The organism is Prevotella sp. LMAG:51 (genome assembly GCF_008680225.1).
Lineage (GTDB): Bacteria > Bacteroidota > Bacteroidia > Bacteroidales > Bacteroidaceae > Prevotella > Prevotella pectinovora.
Genome location: NZ_NALQ01000003.1, coordinates 185,972 through 209,783 on the forward strand (window position 1 = coordinate 185,972; position 23,812 = coordinate 209,783).

The 23,812-nt window shown below is 50.0% G+C and carries 16 protein-coding genes; 13 read left to right on the forward strand and 3 right to left on the reverse strand.

Features of this window, described 5'->3' with window-relative positions; translation table 11 throughout:
• Positions 1-51 precede the first annotated feature (51 nt).
• Complete coding sequence (locus CCC32_RS01010) at positions 52-1,143, forward strand: DUF4831 family protein (protein ID WP_287071598.1); 1,092 nt, start codon at positions 52-54, stop codon at positions 1,141-1,143.
• 1,187 nt (positions 1,144-2,330) lie between these two features.
• Here the strand turns inward: CCC32_RS01010 and CCC32_RS01015 are convergent.
• A complete protein-coding gene (locus CCC32_RS01015; RefSeq protein WP_042517114.1) occupies positions 2,331-3,356 on the reverse strand; it encodes an IS110 family RNA-guided transposase in 1,026 nt (341 codons plus the stop codon).
• A gap of 683 nt (positions 3,357-4,039) precedes the next feature.
• On the opposite strand from CCC32_RS01015, the gene CCC32_RS01020 reads away from it, so the two are divergent.
• The 11 genes from CCC32_RS01020 to CCC32_RS01070 all read left to right on the forward strand — a co-directional run bounded on the left by CCC32_RS01020 (position 4,040) and on the right by CCC32_RS01070 (position 16,970).
• Positions 4,040-4,963 (forward strand): IS982 family transposase, encoded by a 924-nt coding sequence (locus tag CCC32_RS01020; RefSeq protein WP_287071600.1) that lies wholly within the window; start codon positions 4,040-4,042, stop codon positions 4,961-4,963.
• 957 nt (positions 4,964-5,920) lie between these two features.
• A complete protein-coding gene (gene thiS / locus CCC32_RS01025; protein ID WP_044064504.1) occupies positions 5,921-6,118 on the forward strand; it encodes a sulfur carrier protein ThiS in 198 nt (65 codons plus the stop codon).
• Between the two features lie 4 nt (positions 6,119-6,122).
• On the forward strand, positions 6,123-6,788 hold the full coding sequence (locus tag CCC32_RS01030; RefSeq protein WP_287071607.1) for a thiamine phosphate synthase: 666 nt from the start codon (positions 6,123-6,125) through the stop codon (positions 6,786-6,788).
• A 94-nt stretch (positions 6,789-6,882) separates the two neighbouring features.
• Complete coding sequence (locus tag CCC32_RS01035; protein ID WP_042518217.1) at positions 6,883-7,656, forward strand: thiazole synthase; 774 nt, start codon at positions 6,883-6,885, stop codon at positions 7,654-7,656.
• 36 nt (positions 7,657-7,692) lie between these two features.
• The gene (gene thiC / locus CCC32_RS01040) at positions 7,693-9,279 is read left to right on the forward strand and encodes a phosphomethylpyrimidine synthase ThiC (protein ID WP_287071609.1); all 1,587 of its coding nucleotides are present in this window, start codon (positions 7,693-7,695) and stop codon (positions 9,277-9,279) included.
• Entirely contained in the window at positions 9,276-10,079 is an 804-nt protein-coding gene (locus tag CCC32_RS01045) for a HesA/MoeB/ThiF family protein (protein WP_231560829.1), read from the forward strand. The genes thiC and CCC32_RS01045 overlap by 4 nt, the downstream gene beginning before the upstream one ends.
• 16 nt (positions 10,080-10,095) lie before the next feature.
• A complete protein-coding gene (thiH, locus tag CCC32_RS01050; protein ID WP_022315769.1) occupies positions 10,096-11,232 on the forward strand; it encodes a 2-iminoacetate synthase ThiH in 1,137 nt (378 codons plus the stop codon).
• Positions 11,232-12,563, forward strand: a complete 1,332-nt coding sequence (gene thiD, locus CCC32_RS01055) for a bifunctional hydroxymethylpyrimidine kinase/phosphomethylpyrimidine kinase (protein WP_278841893.1) — start codon at positions 11,232-11,234, stop codon at positions 12,561-12,563. The genes thiH and thiD overlap by 1 nt, the downstream gene beginning before the upstream one ends.
• A 258-nt stretch (positions 12,564-12,821) precedes the next feature.
• On the forward strand, positions 12,822-14,867 hold the full coding sequence (locus CCC32_RS01060; RefSeq protein WP_082027912.1) for a tetratricopeptide repeat-containing sensor histidine kinase: 2,046 nt from the start codon (positions 12,822-12,824) through the stop codon (positions 14,865-14,867).
• 25 nt (positions 14,868-14,892) lie between these two features.
• Positions 14,893-15,720 (forward strand): LytR/AlgR family response regulator transcription factor, encoded by an 828-nt coding sequence (locus CCC32_RS01065; RefSeq protein WP_022315772.1) that lies wholly within the window; start codon positions 14,893-14,895, stop codon positions 15,718-15,720.
• Between the two features lie 239 nt (positions 15,721-15,959).
• On the forward strand, positions 15,960-16,970 hold the full coding sequence (locus CCC32_RS01070; protein WP_022315773.1) for a class II fructose-bisphosphate aldolase: 1,011 nt from the start codon (positions 15,960-15,962) through the stop codon (positions 16,968-16,970).
• 290 nt (positions 16,971-17,260) lie between these two features.
• Here the strand turns inward: CCC32_RS01070 and CCC32_RS01075 are convergent, their stop codons facing one another.
• Both CCC32_RS01075 and CCC32_RS01080 read right to left on the reverse strand, forming a co-directional pair.
• A complete protein-coding gene (locus CCC32_RS01075) occupies positions 17,261-18,385 on the reverse strand; it encodes an AAA family ATPase (RefSeq protein ID WP_287071620.1) in 1,125 nt (374 codons plus the stop codon).
• Between the two features lie 56 nt (positions 18,386-18,441).
• Positions 18,442-19,743, reverse strand: coding sequence for a UDP-N-acetylmuramoyl-tripeptide--D-alanyl-D-alanine ligase (locus tag CCC32_RS01080; protein WP_044071963.1), 1,302 nt, complete (start codon positions 19,741-19,743; stop codon positions 18,442-18,444).
• Positions 19,744-20,594: 851 nt separating this feature from the next.
• On the opposite strand from CCC32_RS01080, the gene CCC32_RS01085 reads away from it, so the two are divergent.
• Positions 20,595-23,390 carry an FN3 associated domain-containing protein gene (locus tag CCC32_RS01085; protein WP_287071621.1) on the forward strand — a complete coding sequence of 932 codons (2,796 nt, stop codon included), beginning with the start codon at positions 20,595-20,597 and terminating at the stop codon, positions 23,388-23,390.
• Positions 23,391-23,812: the final 422 nt, after the last annotated feature.

Sequence of the window (23,812 nt, forward strand, 5' to 3'; positions counted from 1 at the left end):
TCCGACTTTAGAAAATCCATAATCCAAAACGAAACGACATAAAGAATTGATATGAAGAAATATATGAAATACAGGAATGTGATGAAGGGATTTGTGGCTGCCGTGGCGGTCACTCTTCTCGCTGCTCCACAGAATGCCGCGGCACAGGACGACGTGCGCACGGTGGACGGTGCATCCTATTATCTGCCGAAGACGGAGCTTCGCTTCTCGCTCCTTGTCGAGAAGGTCACATTTACTCCCGGCGACCTCGCTCCCTATGCCTCACGTTATCTGAGGCGCGACGATGTGAGTATGGAACCGTCAACACAATACCGCATCGTGGGCATGCAGCTCTCGCAGAAAGCTGTGCCCGACACCACGAAATTCTTCACGGCGAAAATCGACGGCAAGCACAGCGTCCGCACTCTCTCGCGTGATGGGAACGGAGTGTTGCTGGCGGTGAATGCCGAACCGAGGGAGGCGAAGACCCGCAAACCTTTCGTGGCGGCGCCGAAACCGGCTCCGGTGAACCCTCGCGACTATATGACCCAGGAAATCCTCAGCGCTGCCAACAAGGTGAAGATGGCGGAGCTTTGTGTGCAAGAGATATACGACATTCGCGAGAACAAGAGTCTGCTCAACAAAGGACAGGCAGACTTCATGCCGAAGGACGGTGAGCAGCTCCGTCTGATGATAGACAATCTGAACGCTCAGGAGAATGCCCTGCTGCAGCTCTTCGAGGGCACTACCGACCGTGACACAACGGAGGTGGAGGTGGCATTCGTGCCCACCCGTGAGGTGGAGAAGCAGCTGCTGTTCCGCTTCTCTAAGTATTTCGGACTGACGGATGCCGACGACCTCAGCGGCAAACCTTATTATATTAAGGTGGAAGACCTTCACAGTTCGCCCACTCTCAACGGCAGTCTGGCTGACCCCAAGAAAGACAAGGACAACATCGGCATCTGCGTGAACCTGCCGGGTAAGATACGTGCCACGGTGTTCAGTGCCGACCGTGCTTTGGGAGCCTTCGAGCTGTATGCTCCGCAGTTTGGCACCACCGAGTCGTTGAGCGGTGAGATGTTCAGCAAGAAGTTCACCTCCCACCTCGTGCTCAATCCCGTCACGGGAAGCATCGAGAGTCTTGAGACAGAACCGCTGAAATGATATTCCGCCATGCGATGGCAATGATATAGATTGAAAAAATGCCTTTAACCGATTCTCCTTTATCCGGTTAAAGGCATTTTTTACAGCACGGAGTGATAATATCGGTGAGCATAGTGTCCATCAGCCTGCGGCGATGGACACGGGTCTAAAATAAAACACTGATATCACAGATAAACCACGGATCAATCATCACGGATTATTTTAGACCTTTTTAGTTTTGGATTAAATCTTGGATTTCCGTGGATTTGCGAGTGCTTGTGGCACTCCCTTTTTCTGGAAGGCATCAGTAATGACTGTAGTTGCCCGTCCTTCAATATCAGCCCAACCTAACCTCAAACCCATCCTAACCTTCCCAAAGGGAAGGAACTGGTTACTTCGATTATTGTCATCAGCCCCCACCTAACCTCCCCCGTAGGGGAGGGATTGGTTACTCTCAGTTGCTGATTATCAATAGGTTATCAATATCCGGAGTAATCAGCATCTCCCCAACGGGGGAGAACGAGAGGGGGCTGAAGTTCATTGGCAGAGTAGCTTCGATTATTGTCATCAGCCCCACCTAACCTCCCCCGTAGGGGAGGGATTGATTGCTCTCAGTTGCTGATTATCAATAGGTTATCAATATCCGGAGTGACCTGCATCTCCCCTTCGGGGGAGAACGAGAGGGGGCTGAAGGCGATTGGAAGAAGATGTCCGATAACCATTGCGCATCGCAAGGCATATCGAAAAACGAAGTGCCCCAGCACTTGCAAATCCAACTGAATCCAAACCTGAATAAAAAAATCATTGGCTCAATAATATTAAAAAAATATCCGTGAAAGACCGATCCGTGGTTCTCTGTGCAATCCGTGTTTCATTTTTTGATTTGTGTCCCTGCTGAAGGCTGGGGACACAACTACAACAACACGGAATAGATATATCTGTGAGTCGATTAATATCGACTTCTGATTCCTCATCAACAGGAAAGAGTCTGTTATGTTGGCGCTTTGCATCCCCTTACTGACGTTTCTTTCTATGGAAACTTTGGGCACAGTTTTGGGCACTACCCGTGCCCACTTGGGGCAAGGTGCTTGCCCCAAGTGAGTAAGCTGCTTGCCCCACATGGGCAAGCATGTTGCCCATTTCATGAAGCTTTTAACCCAAATCGCTTTCTATGTTAATATCCAAATGTTTTGACCATTATTTTCAATTTATGCTGAGATTTTATATTCAGGGGTGAATGTTTGGCGATTTCTGACCATGGCTGTGACCAAATGTACAAGTTTGTTCTTGACATTGTTCAGTGCAACCTGCTTCTTCTTTCCTCGTTCTACGAGGCGCATGTAGTACCTCGCCATAATGGGATTGAAGTTGACGGCAGCTAGTGCCGCTTGCGTCAGCATGGCCTTTATCTGGCGGTTAGCCATATAATGTACATGCGGATCGGAATGCACACTGGTTCCCGAATCTTTGCCAAATGGAGCTAGGCCGTAATAGCAGGCAATCTTGCGTGAGTCGTAGTTGAAACGCCGGAAGTTGTCGGTGTACACCATCAGGCACACAGCGTTCTGCGTTCCTATGCCAGGCACCGAGGTCACGATGGTGAACACCTCGGTGAGTTCCTCGTCCGACTTGATGAGATCGGCAATGCGCTTATCTATCTTCTCTATCTCCTTATTGAGTTCAGAGACGATGTGCCGTCCGCTCTGCGAAATCATTGTCTTGACTGGCGACTTCTCCATAGTGAGTCGCTTTTCGCCTCTACGCACCTGGAAACTGCATCTGTGTCTTACGATCATCTGACGGTATAGGAACAGCTCACGCAGTTGTGTAAGCGACTCGCTAAGAGGCTCGTACATAACGGCTTTATCGTAATTCCTCATGGCGTATTCTGCAATCATCGAGGCGTCAGCACGGTCAGACTTCAATCGTCTAAGACCAGATGCGTCTTTGATGCTCTTTGCGTTCTCAAGCCACATGTCGTAGCCTTTACCGTAGAGGAAGTTGCACAGTCCCTTGCTGTAGTCGCCCGTGTTCTCGCCACAGAAGAGCCACAAGGACGAGTCGATACCGCAGGAATTCTGCTCAACCCACTTGACCAACTGCCTATAGCCAGACACGGTTGTCTTGAACTCGTTGAACACTCTAGCAGCGGTTTCTGCCAGTCCGTCTGCAAAAAGGATAGCCACATCAACTTTTTCTTTCGAAAAATCAACTCCGATAAATAAATTCTTCATAACTTTGTACGAGTTATATTGTGTAGAATTGGTCAATAGTTGTATGGACTAACACTCTAACAAGGCTCAGAGCCGATAACTTTCTATCTGGTCTTTGCAACTATGTCGATGAGGACCTAAACGATTTATAGCTTTACGGCTGGGTCATTAGCTGGTTTACCTCTTCGACAGACCGATTCTACCTTTTTACAACAAAGGTACGAAACTGTCTTTAGCAATCATAGTTTTACCTTGATTATTTTGGAGTTTATGCGACTTCGTCGCAATCTTCTGCAAACTTAGAGGTCATTAGGCCGTTTATTGTATTTTTTAATTACTGCTTGCAGTCTTTAGTTTTTTATAAGGCGCCTTTTGTCTGTTTTTAATTCGTAATAGCTCGCTATTACTCATTAAAAGCCAAACAAAATCCACTCTTCTAAAATAACAAAATCCAAGCAAGCCCTAACGGCCGATTCGGGTTTAAGACAAAATCCAGAACCGACAAGTTGTAACTACAATCAGACAGTCAATGGTATTTGTCCCTCCCCTTCGGGGGAGGTTAGGTGGGGGCTGATGACAGTATGCGGAGTAACTAACCTGAGTTCGGGATAAGAAAGTCTTTATAAAAGTTGGTAATCTCAATAATTTTTAGTACCTTTATGGTTGTAAATCAATTAGTTATAAAGTAAAAGGATACTATAGTTATGGAGATTACCAAGGACAAAATTACTGAAATTTTCTGTATTATCGATGATTTTTGCCAAGAATATGATAAAGAGATTGCCCGCATGTCCATTTGTGAGCCTGACGGGCGTAAGCACCGCAATCGGAAATGTACTATGAGCCGGTCGGAAATCATGACAATACTCATCTGCTTTCATTTCAATACTTTCCGCAACTTCAAGCATTATTACCTCTTTTATGTCAAGGTGCACCTGCACGACTTGTTCCCAAAGCAGCTCTCATATAACCGCTTTGTTGAACTCGAGTCCAGAGTCGCGGTTGAGATGATGCTGTTCCTCCAACTGTTTTGCTTTGGTAGATGCACGGGTATAAGTTTCATTGACAGTACATGCATTCCTGTATGCCACAACAAGCGTATAACAAGGAATAAGGTGTTCCGTGGTTATGCAGAAAGAGGCAAAAGCACCATGGGATGGTATTTCGGTTTCAAGTTACACCTGATATGCAATGAGAGAGGTGAACTGCTTAACTTTATGCTTACGAAAGCGAATGTTGACGATAGAAATACAGATGTTTTTAACAGATTGAGTGATAATGTGTTCGGAAAATTATTCGCAGACAAAGGATATATTTCGCATGGCTTGTTTGAGAGATTGTTTAACGACGGTATAGAAATTGTCACTGGCTTGAAATGCAATATGAAAAACAAGCTTATGCCATTGTATGACAAGATTCTGTTGCGTAAAAGATCTGTCATAGAAACCATCAATGACGAACTTAAGAATGTTGCACAACTTGTACATTCAAGACATCGTAGCGTGTTCAATTTCGTAATGAATGTCCTTTCTGTTTTGGCTGCGTATAGCTTCTTTGAAAAGAAGCCATCCATCAACATTGACTATTGCATAGAGAATGTTGACGGACAGCTTGCTGTTATAAAGTAAACTTCATTTGGACTTTACAATCCTTGCATTTTGCCATCCATATTGTTTGGAGGGCAAATGTAATATGCACCTATCGGAAATCTGGCATAGCAAGAAAAACGACTGTCGCTTATCCCGAACTCAGGTAACTAGTTTCTTCCCTTTGGGAAGGTCAGGATGGGTTTAACCCAAAACGGTCATTAGGCCGTTTAATATGGTATTTCATAACTGCTTGCAGTCTTTTGCTTTTTATAAGGCGTCTTTTGCTTGTTTTTAATTCGCAATAGCTCGCTATTACTCATTAAAAGCCAAACAAAATCCACTCTTCTAAAAAAGCAAAATACAAGCAAGCCCTAATGACCGATTTGGGTTTAAGGTCAGGATGGCTACCCTTTCAGACTGTCATGATACTTCAGTGATACTTCTATGATACATTTCTGTAAAGCAAATGGAAAAGTATCATTCCGCCATCTGCTTGCGTGTCAGACGATTATGCCCGAATGGAGGCTCGAAAATGATACTATGATACTTTCCAGGAGAAAAATCATTCATACGATGACCACCTTGCCTACACGTTAACATCGGTTAAAAACGGAAAAAACGTCGTCGTATAGTGGTGAGTGTCTCGTTTTTTATCATTACATTTGCATGCAAAGAGAAAAAACACGGGGTGCTGAGAAATTGGCTGAGATTATACCCACATTAACCTGATGCAGGTAATGCTGCCGGAGGGAATTGATATAACCTATAATAAAGCCCCTACTTCATGCGGAAGAGCATGGAATAGGGGCTTTTTCTTTTCCACTCACTTTCAGAGGCATTCCGTTAGAAAATAGATTTGGTCATCAGGCAGTTTTAATGTAATATCTTATAACTGCTTGTGGAAAATCCCCCAACCGTTCATCACGGTTTGACAAGGTTTCCATCGCCCCGTAGGGCACAGCCTTGACAGGTACTAACCATAACTAAGGAAAGCAAATGAAAGTAAACATCAACAACAAAGAGACAGAGACCGCCGCAAAGAGCGTTGCCGGCCTCGCCGAGGAGCTGCAGCTGCCGGCAAAGGGAGTTGCCGTTGCCATCGACAACAAGCTCGTTGCCCGTACCGACTGGAGCACAACGCCAGTGGAAGAGGGTGACAACATAGTGATAATAAAAGCGTTCTGCGGAGGATAGCCACATGATGAACAGAGAAGCAAAGGCAAATTTCAGTCTGCAGTTCATATCCCACACCAACGGCAATACCACCTATCTCGACGGTATCAGGATGGCGCTCGAGGGTGGTTGCAGATGGATACAGCTGCGCATGAAGGGAGCCGCCGACAGCGAGGTGGAGCCGATAGCCGTCGAGGCACAGAAAATGTGTCGCGAGGCAGGCGCCACGTTCGTCATCGACGACCGCGTGGAGATGGTGAAGAGGCTGGGAGCCGACGGAGTGCATCTTGGCAAGAACGACATGCCCATCAGCGAGGCACGCCGCATCCTGGGCGACACTTTCATCATCGGCGGTACGGCAAACACCATCGCCGATGTGGAAGACCACTGGAAGAGCGGCGCCGACTATGTGGGCTGCGGTCCGTTCCGTTTCACCACCACCAAGGAGAAGCTCTCGCCGGTTCTCGGCATCAGCGGCTACGAGAACATCGTGGCAGAGATGAATCGTAGGGACATCGGCATGCCAGTGGTGGCGATAGGCGGAATAACCACCGACGACATCCCCGCCATCATGGCTACCGGAGTCAGCGGCATCGCCGTGAGCGGCACGATACTCCGGGCTGACGACCCGGTGGAGAAGACGCAGGAGATAATGCGGCTGCTGGCAATTCATGAACGGCAGATGCCATAGGCAATATGATAAAAAGGAGAGACTACGACTGTCCTTTCCCGGGCGGTATGTCGCTCCCCTCGTCAATTCGTAAAACTTCAAAACAACATACAGAATGGAAAAATTAGTTATCGCAGGAAGGGAATTCAATTCCCGCCTATTCCTGGGCACAGGAAAGTTCAACGACAACACCCTGATGGCAGACGCCATCAAAGCGTCGGAAACGGAAATGGTTACGGTGGCAATGAAGCGCATCGAACTGGAAGACAAGAACGACGACCTGCTCGCCCACATCACCCAGAACCCTAACATCCAGCTGCTGCCAAACACCAGCGGCGTGCGCGATGCTGAAGAGGCAGTCTTTGCGGCACAGATGGCACGCGAGGCATTCGGCACCAACTGGCTGAAGCTCGAGATCCACCCCGACCCACGCTATCTGCTGCCAGACTCTATAGAGACACTGAAGGCAACGGAGAAACTCGTGAAGATGGGCTTCGTGGTATTGCCATATTGCCAGGCAGACCCCACACTCTGCAAGCACCTCGAAGAGGCAGGAGCAGCCACTGTGATGCCGCTCGCCGCACCGATAGGCACCAACAAGGGATTGAGAATGAAAGACTTCCTCAAGATCATCATCGACCAGGCCACGGTGCCAGTGGTAGTGGATGCAGGTATCGGTGCTCCGAGCCATGCCGCCGAGGCAATGGAGATGGGAGCAAGCGCCTGTCTGGTGAACACCGCCATCGCCGTGGCAGGAAACCCTGTGGAAATGGCAAAAGCCTTCAAGGAAGCCGTGGTATGCGGCAGAAGAGCCTACGAGGCAGGACTGGGAGCCATCAGCGACTGCGCCGAGGCAAGTTCGCCACTCACAGCATTCCTCGACAAATAAACCATATCAAGAATACATAACCTAATATCACACACTATGCCACAAGATAACAAAGCATACGCACAGAGAGAGAAAGCATATATGCAGGGTAAACTGTTCCCGGAGATAAGAGTGGGAATGACAAAGGTGAACCTCACCCCCACCGTGACCAAAGACGAGAATGGCATCCCCCACATGACGCCAAACGCTCCCGTGTATATCTACGACACGAGCGGCCCGTATACCGACCCTGAATACAAGGTGGACCTGAAGAAGGGACTGCCCAAGATGCGCCAGGCATGGATAGACAACCGTCCGGCATGCGAGGGCGGCACCACACAGATGGCATACGCCAAGGCAGGCATCATAACGCAGGAGATGGAGTATGTGGCTATCAGAGAGAACATGAACTGCGAGGAACTCGGCATCAAGACACATATCACACCGGAGTTCGTGCGCGACGAGATTGCCCGAGGCAGAGCGGTGATACCAGCCAACAGAAACCATCCCGAGAGCGAACCGATGATCATCGGCAGGAACTTCCTCGTGAAGATAAACACCAACCTTGGAAACTCAGCCACATCATCAGGCATCGAGGAAGAGGTGGACAAGGCGGTATGGTCGTGCAAATGGGGCGGCGACACCGTGATGGACCTCTCTACCGGAAACAATATCCACGAGACAAGAGAGTGGATTCTCCGAAACAGTCCGGTACCGGTAGGCACCGTGCCTATCTATCAGGCACTGGAGAAGGTGGACGGCAAGGTGGAAGACCTCAGCTGGGAAGTATACCGCGACACGCTCATCGAGCAGTGTGAGCAGGGAGTGGACTACTTCACTATCCATGCCGGAATCCGTCTGCACAACGTACACCTCGCCGACACACGCCTCTGCGGTATCGTAAGCCGCGGCGGAAGTATCATGAGCAAGTGGTGTCTCTACCACGAGAAGGAGAGCTTCCTCTATGAGCACTTCGACGACATCTGCGACATCGTGGCGAAGTATGACGTGGCACTCTCGCTCGGCGACGGACTGCGCCCAGGATGTATCGCCGATGCCAACGATGCGGCACAGTTTGCAGAGCTCGACACCATGGGCGAACTCGTGACAAGGGCATGGGACAAGAACGTGCAGGCGTTCATCGAAGGACCGGGCCACGTGCCGATGCAGAAAATCAAGGAGAACATGGAGCGCCAGCTCGACCACTGTCATGAGGCACCGTTCTATACCCTCGGTCCGCTCGTCACCGACATCGCCCCAGGCTACGACCACATCACGAGTGCCATCGGCGGAGCGCAGATAGCATGGCTCGGAACAGCGATGCTCTGCTACGTGACACCGAAGGAGCACCTCGCATTGCCAAACAAGGAAGACGTGCGTGTGGGAGTGGTGACATACAAGATTGCAGCACATGCCGCCGACCTCGCAAAGGGACATCCGGGAGCTATGGTGCGCGACAACGCCCTGTCTAAGGCACGCTTCGAGTTCAGATGGAGAGACCAGTTCCACTTGTCGCTCGACCCGGAACGCGCCCTGCAGTATTTTGAGGAGGCAGGACACACAGATGGCGAATACTGCACGATGTGCGGTCCGAACTTCTGTGCTGCCAAGCTGACCCACGATCTGAGGAAATTCAAGAAATGATGGAACTGACTTCAGAACAGAGACGCCGCTACGACCGACACATCATCCTCGACGGAATGGGGCGTGACGGCCAGCGGCGCCTTCTCGATGCCAAGGTGCTCGTGGTGGGTGCCGGCGGTCTGGGTTCTCCCGTTGCGATGTATCTCGCTGCGGCGGGAGTGGGACATATCGGCATCGTGGATGGCGACTTCGTCTCGGTGGCAAACCTGCAGCGACAAGTGCTCTATACCACCGATGATGTGGGGAGCGGAAAGGCAGAAACCGCCGCAAAGCGGTTGAGGGCAATGAACCCCGATGTAGAGGTGGAGGTGTATGAGACGTATCTCAACGAAGACAATGCCACCGACCTTATCCGTCCATACGACTTCGTGGTGGAGGGGACGGATAATTTCGCCTCAAAATATCTCGTCAACGATGCCAGTGTGATGCTCGGCAAGGGATTCACCATCGGCGGCATAAACAGATATTACGGACAGGTGATGACCCACCAGCCCGGTACGGCATGCTACCGCTGCATCTTCCCCGAACCGCCCGCTGTGGCAGAGGTGGAAACCTGCTCCATGGTCGGTGTGCTCGGTCCGCTGGCAGGAATGATAGGCACCGTGCAGGCTACGGAGACGATAAAGAGCATCGCCGGAATGGGCAGCACGCTCACCGACGCACTGCTCACTCTCGATGCGCTGACGATGGAGTGGCGGCGCTTCGACGTGGGGCGCAACGAAGACTGCGCATTGTGCGGCAAGTCGCCGTCGATAACGACACTGAGGGAATATGCGTACAAACCGTGCGCAAAGAAATGATAACAAGAAAAAGAATATGTTTAGCGAAGAATTAAAAAATATAAGTTGGGACGAGACCACAGAGCGCATCGCTCACATGACCGACAACGACGTGCGCCGGGCGCTCGCCAAAGACCACTGCAACGTTGACGATTTCATGGCGCTGATCTCGCCTGCCGCCACGCCATATCTTGAGACGATGGCAAGGCTCTCTCGCAAATACACCGAGGAGAGGTTCGGCAAGACGATGTCGATGTTCATACCTCTTTATATCACCAACTCGTGTGCCAACTCATGCGTCTACTGCGGATTCCACGTGGAGAACAAGATGGCGAGGACCATACTCACGATGGAGCAGATAGAAAACGAGTATAAGGCGATAAAGGAACTGGCACCCTTTGAGAACATCCTGCTCGTGACGGGAGAGAACCCGGCAAAGGCAGGTGTGCCATATCTCGCCAAGGCAATAGACCTGGCGAAGAAATATTTCTCCAACGTGAAGATTGAGGTGATGCCGCTCTCGGCAGAAGACTACAAGACTCTTGCCGACCATGGCATGAACGGAGTGATATGCTTTCAGGAGACATACAACCGCGAACACTATAACCTCTATCATCCGCGAGGCATGAAGAGCAAGTTTGAATGGCGGTGCAACGGATTCGACAGAATGGGACAGGCAGGAGTGCATTCCATCGGTATGGGAGTGCTCATCGGACTGGAAAAGGAATGGCGCACCGACGTGGTGATGATGGCATACCATCTGCGCTATCTGCAGAAGCATTACTGGAGAACGAAATACAGCGTGAACTTCCCACGTATGCGGCCGGCGCAGAACGAGGGATTCCATCCCAACTGCTATATGTCGGACAGGGAACTGGCACAGGCTACGTTTGCCATGCGAATCTTCGACCACGACGTGGACATCTCTTATTCTACACGCGAACCGGCATATATCCGCGACAACATGTGTACGCTGGGAGTCACCACGATGTCGGCAGAATCGAAGGTGAACCCCGGTGGATACCACACCTATCCGCAGGCGCTGGAGCAGTTCAGCGTGAGCGATGAGCGCAAGGCATCGGTGATAAACCAGCGGCTCAGAGAACTGGGACGTGAACCGGTGTGGAAAGACTGGGATGCCTCGTTCGACCTCTTCGGCAAACTCGGAAAATAATGAAGACAATAGTAATAACTCTACCACACTTCTTCTCTGGAGAGGCTGCGCAGATAGTGCAGCTCCTCCAGGGACAGGTGGACCTCGTGCATATACGCAAGCCCGAAGCCACGGCAGCAGAAGTGGAGAAGCTGATTAGGGAGATTCCTGCCGGATGGCACGGCAGTCTCGTGCTTCACGACCACCATGAACTTGCCCTGCGGTATTCCCTCCACGGCGTGCATCTGAACAGCCGCAACCCGCTGCCTCCCGAAGGATGGACGGGGAGCGTGAGCCGCAGCTGTCATTCGCTGGAAGAAGTGGCGGAATGGAAGAAGCGGTGCGACTACGTGTCGCTCTCGCCAATCTTCGATTCCATTTCCAAGCGAGGCTATCATTCAGCATTCACGGCAGAGGAAATCAGAGAAGCCCGTGACCGGGGCATCATCGACGACAAGGTGATGGCGCTGGGCGGCGTTACCTTCGGGAAGCTCGACGATGTGTTGAGGATGGGATTCGGCGGCGCCATGATATTGGGCGATGCCTGGAAAGGCGTGTCTGCGGAGCTGACTCCCGTAGCTCTGACGATAGCCGGATCCGACTCGTCGGCAGGAGCCGGCATACAGCAGGACCTGAAGACGATGGAATCGGTAGGGGTTTACTGCGCCACGGTGATAACGGCGATAACGAGCCAGAACACGATGGGCATTACCGGTGTGATGCCGGTCGGCGGCAGCGTGGTGGAGAGCCAGTTGAAGGCGGTGCTCTCGGATCTGAACGTTAAGGCGGTGAAGATAGGCATGGTGCCCGATGCCGGGGTGGCGCATGTCATAGCCGCGGCGTTGCGGGAATATAAGGCTTCTCACGACTGCCACGTCGTTTACGACCCCGTGATGATATCAACCAGCGGCAGGAGACTGATGGCTGCCGACTGTCTCGATGTGGTGGTGGAGGAGCTGATGCCGCTCTGTACGCTCGTCACCCCGAATATCCCCGAAGCGGAGTTCCTGGCAGCAAAGACAGGCATAGTCTGTGAGGGCGGCGCTCTGGCTGACGCCCTGCATGCCTCGATATTGATAAAAGGCGGACACTCCGACGGAGAGGTGCTCGCCGACAGCCTGTTCAATCCCGACGGCAGCAGCCAGAGCTTCAAGTCGGAAAGGATTGACACACGCAATCTGCACGGCACGGGATGCACCCTGTCGTCGGCAATAGCGGCATTCCTGCTGAAAGGACTCGACATCCCGTCGGCAATCCCTCAGGCGAAGGCTCTTCTTGCCCACGCCATCATGCGAGGCAAGGATGCCGGAATAGGCAAAGGAAACGGTCCGATATTGCCCGGAAAGCAATAGAAGGGCATCCAATCCGCTTATATTGATGTCATGGCAAACATAAACACAAATGTAGCTATTTTTGGATTAAATGGAGTCTGGGTGTGATTAAGCGGTCGTTATTGTGGAATATTGTGTTGACGGTAGGTTGGATGGCCGATATTGGTAATACTTTTTTCCGGCAAATCCTTAAAGATTGTAAAATTAATTTGTTATATTTGCACAATGGAAAAGTAGGAACCATACTACAAGTCAATATCCCCATCACACCGACTCGCCATGACGAATCACAGAAAAACCTACACCGCATTGTTTATGGCGCTGCTACTGATGTTTACAGTAGTGGCGGCAATCACTACCTCATGCTCGCAAGGGAGAAAAGACAGGCAGACAACCGACACATTGTCGCTGAAGCGTCTGCGGGCACTTGACGACTCCGTTTCCTTCCGTTCGCCGATGGCAAGGACGATGGCGGAGCAGGGGATGAAAGAGGCGAAAGACAGTGCCGAATACTATGAATACTACATCCGTCTGGGAAAGATATACCTTACGGAATCGGAACCGGATTCCGCCACTGCCGTGACCGACAGGACTCTGCACTTTCTCGAAAAACAGGAGAAAGATGCCCATACGGAAGGAATAATAGGATTTGCCAGAAACTGCAAAGGTGTGGCACTGCATAGTTTCAGACGCCAGCCCAAGGAGGCTATACGCCAGTACCGGCTCTCATACGAGGCTCTGATGAGGAGCGACAGGATGGAGACCGCACCCGACGTGTGTGCCAATCTCGCCGATGCCTATTCCTTCGATTCCGACCTGCCGAATGCGGCGGTGTGGTATCGCAGGGCGCTTTTCCTCGTTGACTCCCTCCAGCTGGAACCCACAAGAAACATAACTCTGTATATGGGATTGGGCAGAGTATACATGATGCTCGAAGACTATAAGTCGGCAAAGAAATATCTGGATGCCACAGAGAAGATGTATAATCTCATGAGCCCCGACATGCAGATATATCTCATAACCAGCATAGGAAACTACCATTATTATAAAAAGGAATACAAAGAAGCGCTGAAGCAGTTTGTGAGACTGGAGAAACTGCACGAACGGCTCGATATGGGAAAATCTTACTCGATGTTCATCTGCAAGGTGAACATGGCGGACGTATTGCTCAATCTCAACAGACTGGATGAGGCTGAGAAGTATGTTACAGAGGCAGACACCTTCTTCACAGCATGCGACGATGCCGTGGCACTGTACTATACACACTCCGTGGAACTGGGACTTGCCATGAAACGGGGTAATATGGCAGAGGCACACCGCCTCGCCTCGCTCGATGATACGCCGGAGAGCGTGGAGCCAGGACTGAAGGCGATACGCAACAAATACAAGCGTGAATACTATGAAGCGACGGGAAACTACCGTATGGCTTTCAAGAACCTCTCAAGAGAGATGCATGAAACAGATTCGCTTGTGAACAACAGACAGCACATGATAGCGGCGGAACTGATGAACAGATTCACGCAAGACACGCTGCAGCTGCACCACCAGATACAGATGCAAAGCAAGGAGAACGACGTGAGGGAGGCGCATTACGTGATAGCCGGTGCCATAGGATCCGTCGCTGTGCTTATGCTCGTAATAGCCTACGGCATCACATATATCCGTAAGAAAAGACTTTCAGAACAGATGAAGGTGTTCACGCTAAGACTGCAGAACGCCAGAAACAGGATATCGCCGCATTTTGTGTTCAACGTGCTGAACAACAGGATAACCACCGCCGACGGAACGAAGGAGGCGGACGAACTGCTGCTGCTCTCGAAACTGATACGGCAGAACCTCGACCTGACGGGAAAGCAGATGGCTACACTCGAAGAGGAACTGGACTTCGTGGAGAACTACGTGAACGTGGAGCGCAAGACCATCGGCGACGACTTTGAATATTCACTCACGCTGGGCGACGGAATAGACAGGAAGGTGCTGGGAGAGTTCATGATACCGTCGATGACGGTGCAGATACTCGTGGAGAACTCCATCAAGCATGCCCTCAGAGGCAAGGCAGGCAAGAAGCTGCTGCATATCACCGTCAGGAGAGACGGGCGCGGAGGAATGACGGTGACGGTGGGCGACAATGGCAACGGATTCGATATCCGTCGCACTGCCTCTACAGGACAGGGACTCGACATCCTGCGCACCACGATAAGCGTGCTGAACCAGAGAAACAAGAGAAAGACCAGCCTTACGGTAAGGAACGTACATGACACAAACGGAAACACATGTGGATGCGAGGCAAGCATAAGCTTTCCGCAGGGACTGAGAGAAATATAACGAACAGATAGAAAGACGAACACTTATGGATATAATAATAGTAGACGACACACAGACGGCAATCGACGCATTGGCAAAGAAACTTAAAAACTATCCCAACGTCACCGTGGCAGGATTTGCCAACAACGGAAAGGACGGACTGGAACTGCTCAAGACGACACACGCCGAGGTGGTATTCCTGGATGTGGAGATGCCCGACATGACAGGCATCGACTTTCTCGGCAGGATGAAAGACGAGGGATGCAAAGACACGCTCGCCGTGGTATACACCGCTTATGGCACCTACACGCTGCCGGCTCTGAGAAACAAGGCTTTCGATTTCCTCATGAAACCAATAGACGGTAACGAACTGGAGACCGTGATGGCACGCTTGGAAGAAGAACTTGAAGACATCAGAGTGGAGCGTGAGCAGCTGAAAGGAAAGGACGACAAAAACATCGACATCGACGATGAGGAAACTGACGACGACTGCTGCAGGGAGAGGGCGGTCACCAGTGCGCTGAAGAAGAAAGACAACAAATTGCTGCTATATACCAACGCCGTGGACTTCAGACTCGTCGAGATACAGGATATCTGTGTGTTCCAATACAACCACGACCTGAGAGTATGGGAAGTGGTGGCAACGCGATGCGACACACCGATACGCCTCAAGAGATGTGCCAACAAAGACATACTGATGGCGCTCGACGAGAATTTCGTGCAGGTGAACCAGAAATACATAATCAACATAAAATATCTGATGGAGGTGAGAGACAACCAGTGTTATTTCTTCCCGCCATTCGACGGCATACAATATATAAAGATAGGTAGGATGTACCGACGCAAACTCATCAAGCGCTTCAGCACCATCTGATAGCATTATTGCCAATATGACACGCATTCTGCAATCTCCGTCTTGAAAAATGCCATTTTAGTGCTCCGAGGATTTAATTTATATCAAATTCATAAAAAAGGAACATTAAAAAGCACTACTTCGCTTTGTTTACCCAAAATAAAGTGCTAACTTTGCCGATGTAACAGATTTTATGAGGATAACAGCCCCATATCCAAAAACTTAAGACAATAACTAATTTATAATTAACGTATTATACTATGGTAAGTTACAAAGAATTAGGCCTGGTAAACACCAGAGACATGTTTAGCAGAGCTATTAATGGCGGATATGCCATTCCAGCATTCAACTTCAACAACATGGAGCAGTTGCAGGCAATCATCAAGGCTTCTTCAGATTTGAAGTCTCCAGTTATCCTGCAGGTTTCTAAAGGTGCCCGCAACTACGCTAACCCAACGCTGTTGCGCTATATGGCACAGGGTGCTGTTGCATACGCCAAGGAATTGGGCTGCAAGCATCCTGAAATCGTATTGCACCTTGACCACGGTGACAGCTTCGAGCTTTGCAAGAACTGCGTAGACCTCGGTTTCTCTTCAGTGATGATCGACGGTTCTTCTCTTCCATACGACGAGAACGTGGCTCTGACAAAGAAGGTTGTAGAGTATGCTCATCAGTTCGACGTAACTGTAGAGGGTGAGCTCGGTGTATTGGCAGGTGTTGAGGATGAGGTAGCTTCTGAGGTATCTCACTACACAAAGCCTGAGGAGGTTATCGACTTCACTACAAAGACTGGCGTTGACTCACTTGCCATCTCTATCGGTACAAGCCACGGAGCTTACAAGTTCAAGCCAGAGCAGTGCACACGCGACCCGAAGACAGGCCGTCTCGTTCCTCCTCCATTGGCATTCGACGTGCTCGACGAGATTATGAAGAAACTTCCTGGTTTCCCAATCGTTCTCCACGGTTCTTCTTCAGTTCCACAGGAGTATGTTGACATCATCAACGCCAACGGCGGCAAGTTGCCAGATGCAGTAGGTATTCCAGAGGAGCAGCTCCGCAAGGCTTCAAAGAGCGCTGTCTGCAAGATCAACATCGACTCAGACTCTCGTCTCGCATTCACAGCTGCTGTGCGCAAGACATTGGCTGAAAAGCCAGCTGAGTTCGACCCACGTAAGTACTGCGGTCCTGCTCGCGACTTGATGGAGGTTATGTACAAGCACAAGATTATTGACGTGCTCGGCAGCGACAACAAGCTCGCTCAGCTCGACTAATCATAGCACGACTCATCTCTCTCCTGCTGACAACGGAGATTGCAGCGGAAGGGATTGAAAGAATAAGAGGATATGCCGAAGACTTAAAGTCTGAGGCATATCCTCTGTTTTTTGTTTATCTTCATTTGCCGGATAAGTCCAGTATTAAGCCCCTCTCCCTCAACTGGTCATTAGGGCAAGCTTGGCTTTTGGCATAGACCTTAACCCTCAACTGGTCATTAGGGCGAGCTCTGATTTTGGAATAGTTATGAAAACCAGCACCTTGTTGCCTGATGACTGTTTGGGGATAATCAGAACCGTTTTATTATCCACTCTCTGAAAAATCTGTCGCTCACTTGATACGAATCATTGTCGTATGAGATGAAATCGCGTTCTGTCAGAACTTTTATGGCTCCCTGTACCGTGCTTGATCCAAGCTTGTATTTCTGTAGGAAAGCTTGTGAAGTGACTCCGGTGGCATTTCTTTCGTTAGCGATGGCAAGCAAGACCTGCTTCTGCTTAGGCGAAAGTTGGAACAGCAGCGATTCATACACGAACCGATGGTGTGACAAGATGGCTGTCATAACGCTTTTCGCATCCTCTGTGGTGATGGTGAATTCTGATATGGCATGCGTGTAAAGCATATTCAGAATATACTGTATATACCACGTTATTCCATCAAACGACTGGTAAATCCACTCAAAAGCTTTGTGGGATATGGATCTGTTGATTTTTGACAGATGATGGTTGGCGAAATCAAAATACGCTTCTTTATTTATAGGCTCCAGTCCCATAATGCTGGAACTGTTGTAGAATGGTCGTGATTCGGATGCGAACATCAATGCCATCATGTGTCGTTTAGATCCTGAAAATACGAATTTTGCGTTGTGGCAATTCTGTATGCGTTTGCGCAATGCTGCTTCAACGGTTTTTTCCGGATAGCTCGCAATGGTTTGAAACTCGTCGATTGCCACAATACATGGCTTGTCGGCATGGTTCAGATATTCGAATATCTCGTCGAGTGTTATATCGGGGCTGGCGATGTCGCCAAGTCCGACGTTCCATTCCGGGTTGCCGTTGATGTCAAAAGTGATGGTTGATTTCAGAGATTGCATTATGTTTAGAAATGATTCCCACACTTTGCGTCCTTGTGACTTCAGTTCGCGCAATATACCTTTGCCCATGACATATACGAATTCGTTCAGGTTCTTTGTCTCATATATGTCTATGTAGATACAATGGTAGTTGTTTCTGATTTCTTCTTCGTTGAAGCAGTTGTAGATTAGTCCGGACTTTCCCATACGTCGTGGAGCGATGAGTGCCACGTTGCATCCGTTTGTAAGATGTCGTGTCAGTAGGGCTGTTTCTTCTACTCTGTCGCAAAAGTATTCTGGCGACAAATAGCCTTCTGTCAGGAATGGATTGTTCTGTAACATAGTGCTTTGCGAAATTATGGATTTTACGTAACGAAGAATCAATAATGCTCGGGATTCTATAGAAGAGCCGGCAGCTGGAAGAGTTTTATTCCGTTGCTTCCCTTTATGAGGATGTAGAACCCTTCTGGCTTGTTGGCGGCAATCTCAGCCTTCACCTCCTCCACATCGTGAAACTTGCGGAAGTTGCAGTCCGTCTTTCCGAACTCCTCACCCACCAGCCATACGTTGTCGATGCCGTTCTCCTTCAGGAAGTCCACCACCTTCTGATGCTCCTCATGGCTCACCTCTCCCAGTTCTCTCATGTCGCCGAGGATAGCCATCTTGTGGTCCACCTGCATGAGTCTGAAATTCTCCAATGCCGCCTTCATGCTCGTAGGGTTGGCATTGTAGGTGTCAACTATCAGTCTGTTTGAATCCGTCACTTCCAGCTGCGATCTGTTGTTCGTCGGCACATAGTCGCGCAGCGCCGTGCTGATATCCTCTTCGTCCACTCCGAAGAAGTCAGCTATACATGCCGCGGCAAGCATGTTCAACACGTTGTATGCGCCAATGAGATGCGTCTGCACCTCATGCCACTCTCCGTCAGCCTTTTTCCAGCGGAATTTGAGCAGCGGTGCACAGCTCACCACCTCTCCGCATACCGCCAGCGACGGGGCGTCGGCAGTGGTGCCATATCTCACGAGCTGCAGTCCGTCGGCGATACCCCTGAGATGTTCGTTCTCGTTGTGTATGAACACCTGTCCGCCGTGCTCCCTCAAGAAGTCGTATAGCTCCCCCTTGGTCTTTATCACACCCTCAAACGATCCGAAGCCCTGCAGGTGGGCCTTTCCCACGTTGGTTATTATTCCGCAGTCAGGTTCCACGATGTCCACCAGCTCCTTTATGTCGCCGGGATGACTCGCTCCCATCTCCACTACGGCGATTTCGTGTTCCGGTTTCAGTCTCAGCAACGTCTTCGGCACACCGATGTCGTTGTTGAAGTTTCCCTGGGTATACAATACATTGTATTTCTTCTGCAACACCGTCGCCACGAGTTCCTTTGTCGTTGTCTTTCCGTTGGTTCCGGTGATGCCGATAATCTTTGTTCCGAGTTTCCTGCGGTGGTAGTTGGCGAGTTGCTGCAATGCCTTCAGACAGTTGTCCACGAGTATGAATCTCTTGTCGTCCTCCTTGGCGAATTTCTTTTCGTCTACCACGGCGAAGGCGCATCCTTCGTCAATAGCCTTCTGTGCGAAGGCGTTTCCGTTGAACGACGCTCCTTTGAGCGCGAAGAAGATGGAGTCTTTCGGGCAGTCGCGGCTGTCGGTAGTCACCACGGGGTGTTGCTCGAAGATTCTGTACAGTTCAGATATTTCCATGACTTTATATCGTTTGTTTAGACATCTGCAAAGGTAATTATTTAAATCGAGAGGAGAGAATCGCAAGGATAAGAATTGCAATTTCAACCTTATTTGTTTTTCTTCCGTGATGCAGTTTGCTTTGTATGCAGCAAACAGTTGTAAGATATTACATTCATTCATAGAATAATTACACAGGACGGTCTGATGACCGATTTGGGTTAAATAAACTCGTCAGCAGACAACAATTGCATGCTTTTGCAGAAGAAAACCATAAAAAACATGTCGGTTTTATGTGTACTAATTTTAATACCTTTTAAGACTTTCTCATGCATTAAAAATAGAAAATGGCCGTTATATCAATGAAATACAAGCAAGGGCTGTGAAGTTTTGGGTATCTTTACAGCGATAAAGTTTTTATCATGTTCTGTAGTGGACAAGTAGGCGAGCGGATAGATACATAGTTTTTCACGTTTCTACAAACGTCGACAACGCTTTCTGACATATTCAATCAGCCTGTCCCCTCGTCAACTTGTCACATCTACAGTAATGACAATGCGGACTTTATCTTGCTTACATGAATTTAGATAACGTTCCTTTTTATAAATATGTCTATTAATTAGTTGCTTGGCTGGCGCTGTGAAGCGTTGGCTAAGTTTTTTTATACATACCCGTCTAAGAATTTGTATGTAAAGGGAACAACCTGTCTTGATTTTTATTAACTTTGCATAAGTTAAGCTTCGGCTCGGGATAAGAAATGAATGATGGATTCATTTCGTTCTCCTCTCGCCTTGCATTAACTTTGCCAAAGTTAAGCTTCGGCTTTACGATAAAACTGATCTCTTTAAAATTTAATTCAAACACTTAATTCTATGAACAAAAAACTTTTACTAATCTGGACGTTCCTGTTATGCTTCGTGATGGGAATGTCGGCAGACAAGGTGATTGTCTTCAATGAAGGCACTGGAACCAATGATTCGCAGACGAAGATTACAACGATGGAAGAAATCGTGAAATCTGGTTCCGAAAATCTTAAAAGCATTACCGATGCTAATAATGTCTACCTCGCCCGCAAGGGCAGAGGACTCAAGCTCGGAGCAAATTCCAAGCCGGGATCCATGACCCTCAACCTCGCTGCTCCAGCAAAGCCTACAGCAATCAAGTTCAAGGCAATGTGGTATAAGAATACCGAGAAGACACTGGAAGTGGCTGGTACTGAATTTGCGGAATTGACTGGCGAGGTGAGTGAATACTCAGTGACGATGGATGGCAACACCACGGTGAATTCCATCACCATCGCTACTGCCGGAAAGCGCGCCTACATCACTGAGTTGACAATCGTTGAGGGAACAGCCGCTTCGGTAGCCACTCCTACCATCGAGGGAACGACACCGTTCATCGGCACTACCACAGTGACTCTGGCATGCTCTACAGCAGATTCCAAGATATACTACACCCTCGACGGAACCGATCCTACGGATGCAAGCACGGAGTATACCGCTCCGTTCTCTCTCGATGCCACAGCAACCGTCAAGGCTATAGCATATAAGGGAAAGGATGCAAGCGCAGTGGCAACAATGCAGTTCGTTGCCATCCCGACGGTGGCAAACATCGCCGAACTGACACAGCTTGCCGATGGCACCGAATTCGTGTTTGGCGGTGAGGCTGTCGTTACAGCCGCTCCTACAGCCAAGCATCTCTATCTGAAAGACGCTACCGGCGTTACCTTCGCATACGACGTTGCCGGAGGCTTCACCTTCGAGCCGGGACAGCATATCACTGCCGGATGGCAGGGCAAGGTTTCCTTCTACAAGGGTCTCTTCGAGGTGGTTCCTACTACTGCGCTCACTGCCGTTGAGGGAGTGAAAGACGAACTGACATACGATGAGGTGACACCAGCCGACGTTACACTGGAGAACGCTAACAAGGTGGCTGTGCTCAAGGGCGTTACCTATACCGCACCGGCTGCCGACAGCAGAAATTTCGAAATCAAGAAGGATGAGGCTGCCGTTGCCGGCTACAACCAGTTCGGTCTGACCATCGACGAACCTGTTGCCGATGCCACATACGACATCCTCGGCGTTATCAGCCGCTACAACGACAATGCCCAGTTCCAGCCTGTATCCATCACCCGCAATGCCAGATGGATTCAGATTAACAAGGATGTGGAAACAGGAAAAGACCTCGCCGCAGTGGTGGCAGAGGAGACAGAGGCTGTGACGGCTGCCGGCGACAAGGTGGGCAGCGTGACTCTTAACCTCGCTGCCAACGGTGCATATACCGTGAGCAAGGCTATCTCTTCACCGGCTTCTGTCCAGATTCTCGGCGATGCCACGGCTCCTGCCACAATCGACGCCAGCGCTCTCACAGAACCTCTCGTGAAGATAGAAGGCGGCAGCCAGCCGGCTTTCAATCAGGACGGAACGGTGAACGCCGGCTACAAGGGCGTTGACATCGTGGCTGTAAAGAACGTGAAGATCAGTTCGCTCTCTACATCTCTGCTCAACGATGCACAGAAGTCTTACGTCGGTGAGGTAGTGGTAGAGAATGCCAATGTGGAACTCGTGGGCTCTGCCAACGTGTTCGACTTTAAGGGCTATCCTGCTTCTCTCAGCATCAGCAACTCCACTCTCTGGTCTAAAGCGGGACACACAGGACAGCTTATCAAGACCGCCGGCCGAGTGAGAGACCTCGACGGTGACCAGGTGGAATACAAGCAGGCTACTTCTATCACAAACTCCACTCTCTATCAGGTGGCTGTAGGCAAGCAGTTCAACAACTTCCAGGGCAAGGGACAGAAGTCTCTCGTTCTGACTCTTAAGAACTCCATCATTGCCAACTGCACACAGGACGGCAATGAGGTGCGCGGATGGCTCGGAGGACAGAACTCCAACAATCCTACCGTGGTTTATGAGAACAACACATATATCAATGCCGGCACTGAGCAGACCGGCTGGACCGACGAGACAAAGCAGGGTTCTGACCAGACCGCCACATCACACAACACAGACCCAGGTTTCGCTGATGCGGCAAACGGTGACTTCACCGTGGCTGCCTCTTCGCAGCAGGCTAAATTCCAGATCGGCGACTCTCGCTGGCTCGTGGAATACGTGCCGGAGGACATCACTGCCGAGAAGGCTCTCCTGGCTGAGGAAATAGCTAAGGCTACCGCTCTGCTCGGTGATGCCGATGTGGAGAACAACGAGGATGCAAAGGCTCTCAAGGCTGCCATCGACGAGGCTCAGGGCGTTTACGATTCTGCCGAGACAAAGGCTGAGGTTAACGCTGCCATCGAGAAGCTGAAGGCTGCCGAGGAGGCATACGCCATGAGTGTGGCAAGAGCGGAACTGGCTGCCGAGATTCAGAAAGCCAATGCTCTGATAGAGGGCAAGGACACTGAGGCCGACGCTGATGCCAATGCTCTCAAGACTGCCATCGACAAGGCGCAGGGCGTTTGCGACAACGCTGACGCTACTCTCGAAGATGTGGAGAAGGCTCTCGAAGACCTTAAGGCTGCCGAGGAGACCTACAAGCTGACTCTCTCTATCAGTGGCGTTGATGCTGCCGCTGCCGACGATGCCGCATGGTATACTCTGCAGGGCGTTCGTGTGGCTGCTCCTCAGAAGGGCATCTTCATCCACAACGGCAAGAAGGTGGTTTTGAAATAAAGTGACTGATCGGCGTAGCCACGCCGACATGACGAAATAAGTGAAAGGCAGTTGCTCTGTGAATGATGTTCATGGGGCAACCGCCTGTTTTCTTTGGCAACTAAGAAAAGAAGCAGAATCGTTGGGTTAAAAGCCAACCAAAATCCACTCTTCTAAAAATCAAAATCCAAGCAAGCCCTAACGACCGATTTGGGTTAAAATTGGGCACGCTGCTTGCCCAACTGGGGCAACGTGCTTGCCCATCATGGGTAACGTGCTTGCCCCTGTTGGGCAGATTTGCTGTCAGACGTCTGCCCAATAAGTTAATGTTGTAACACCCATATTTCTGTTTTCAGGATTCTGCCAACGCATCCAATTCCCGTCGTCTGAATTCCTTACATCTGACAATTCCTTTCGCCAGCAAAAACCATCCAGACAATTGG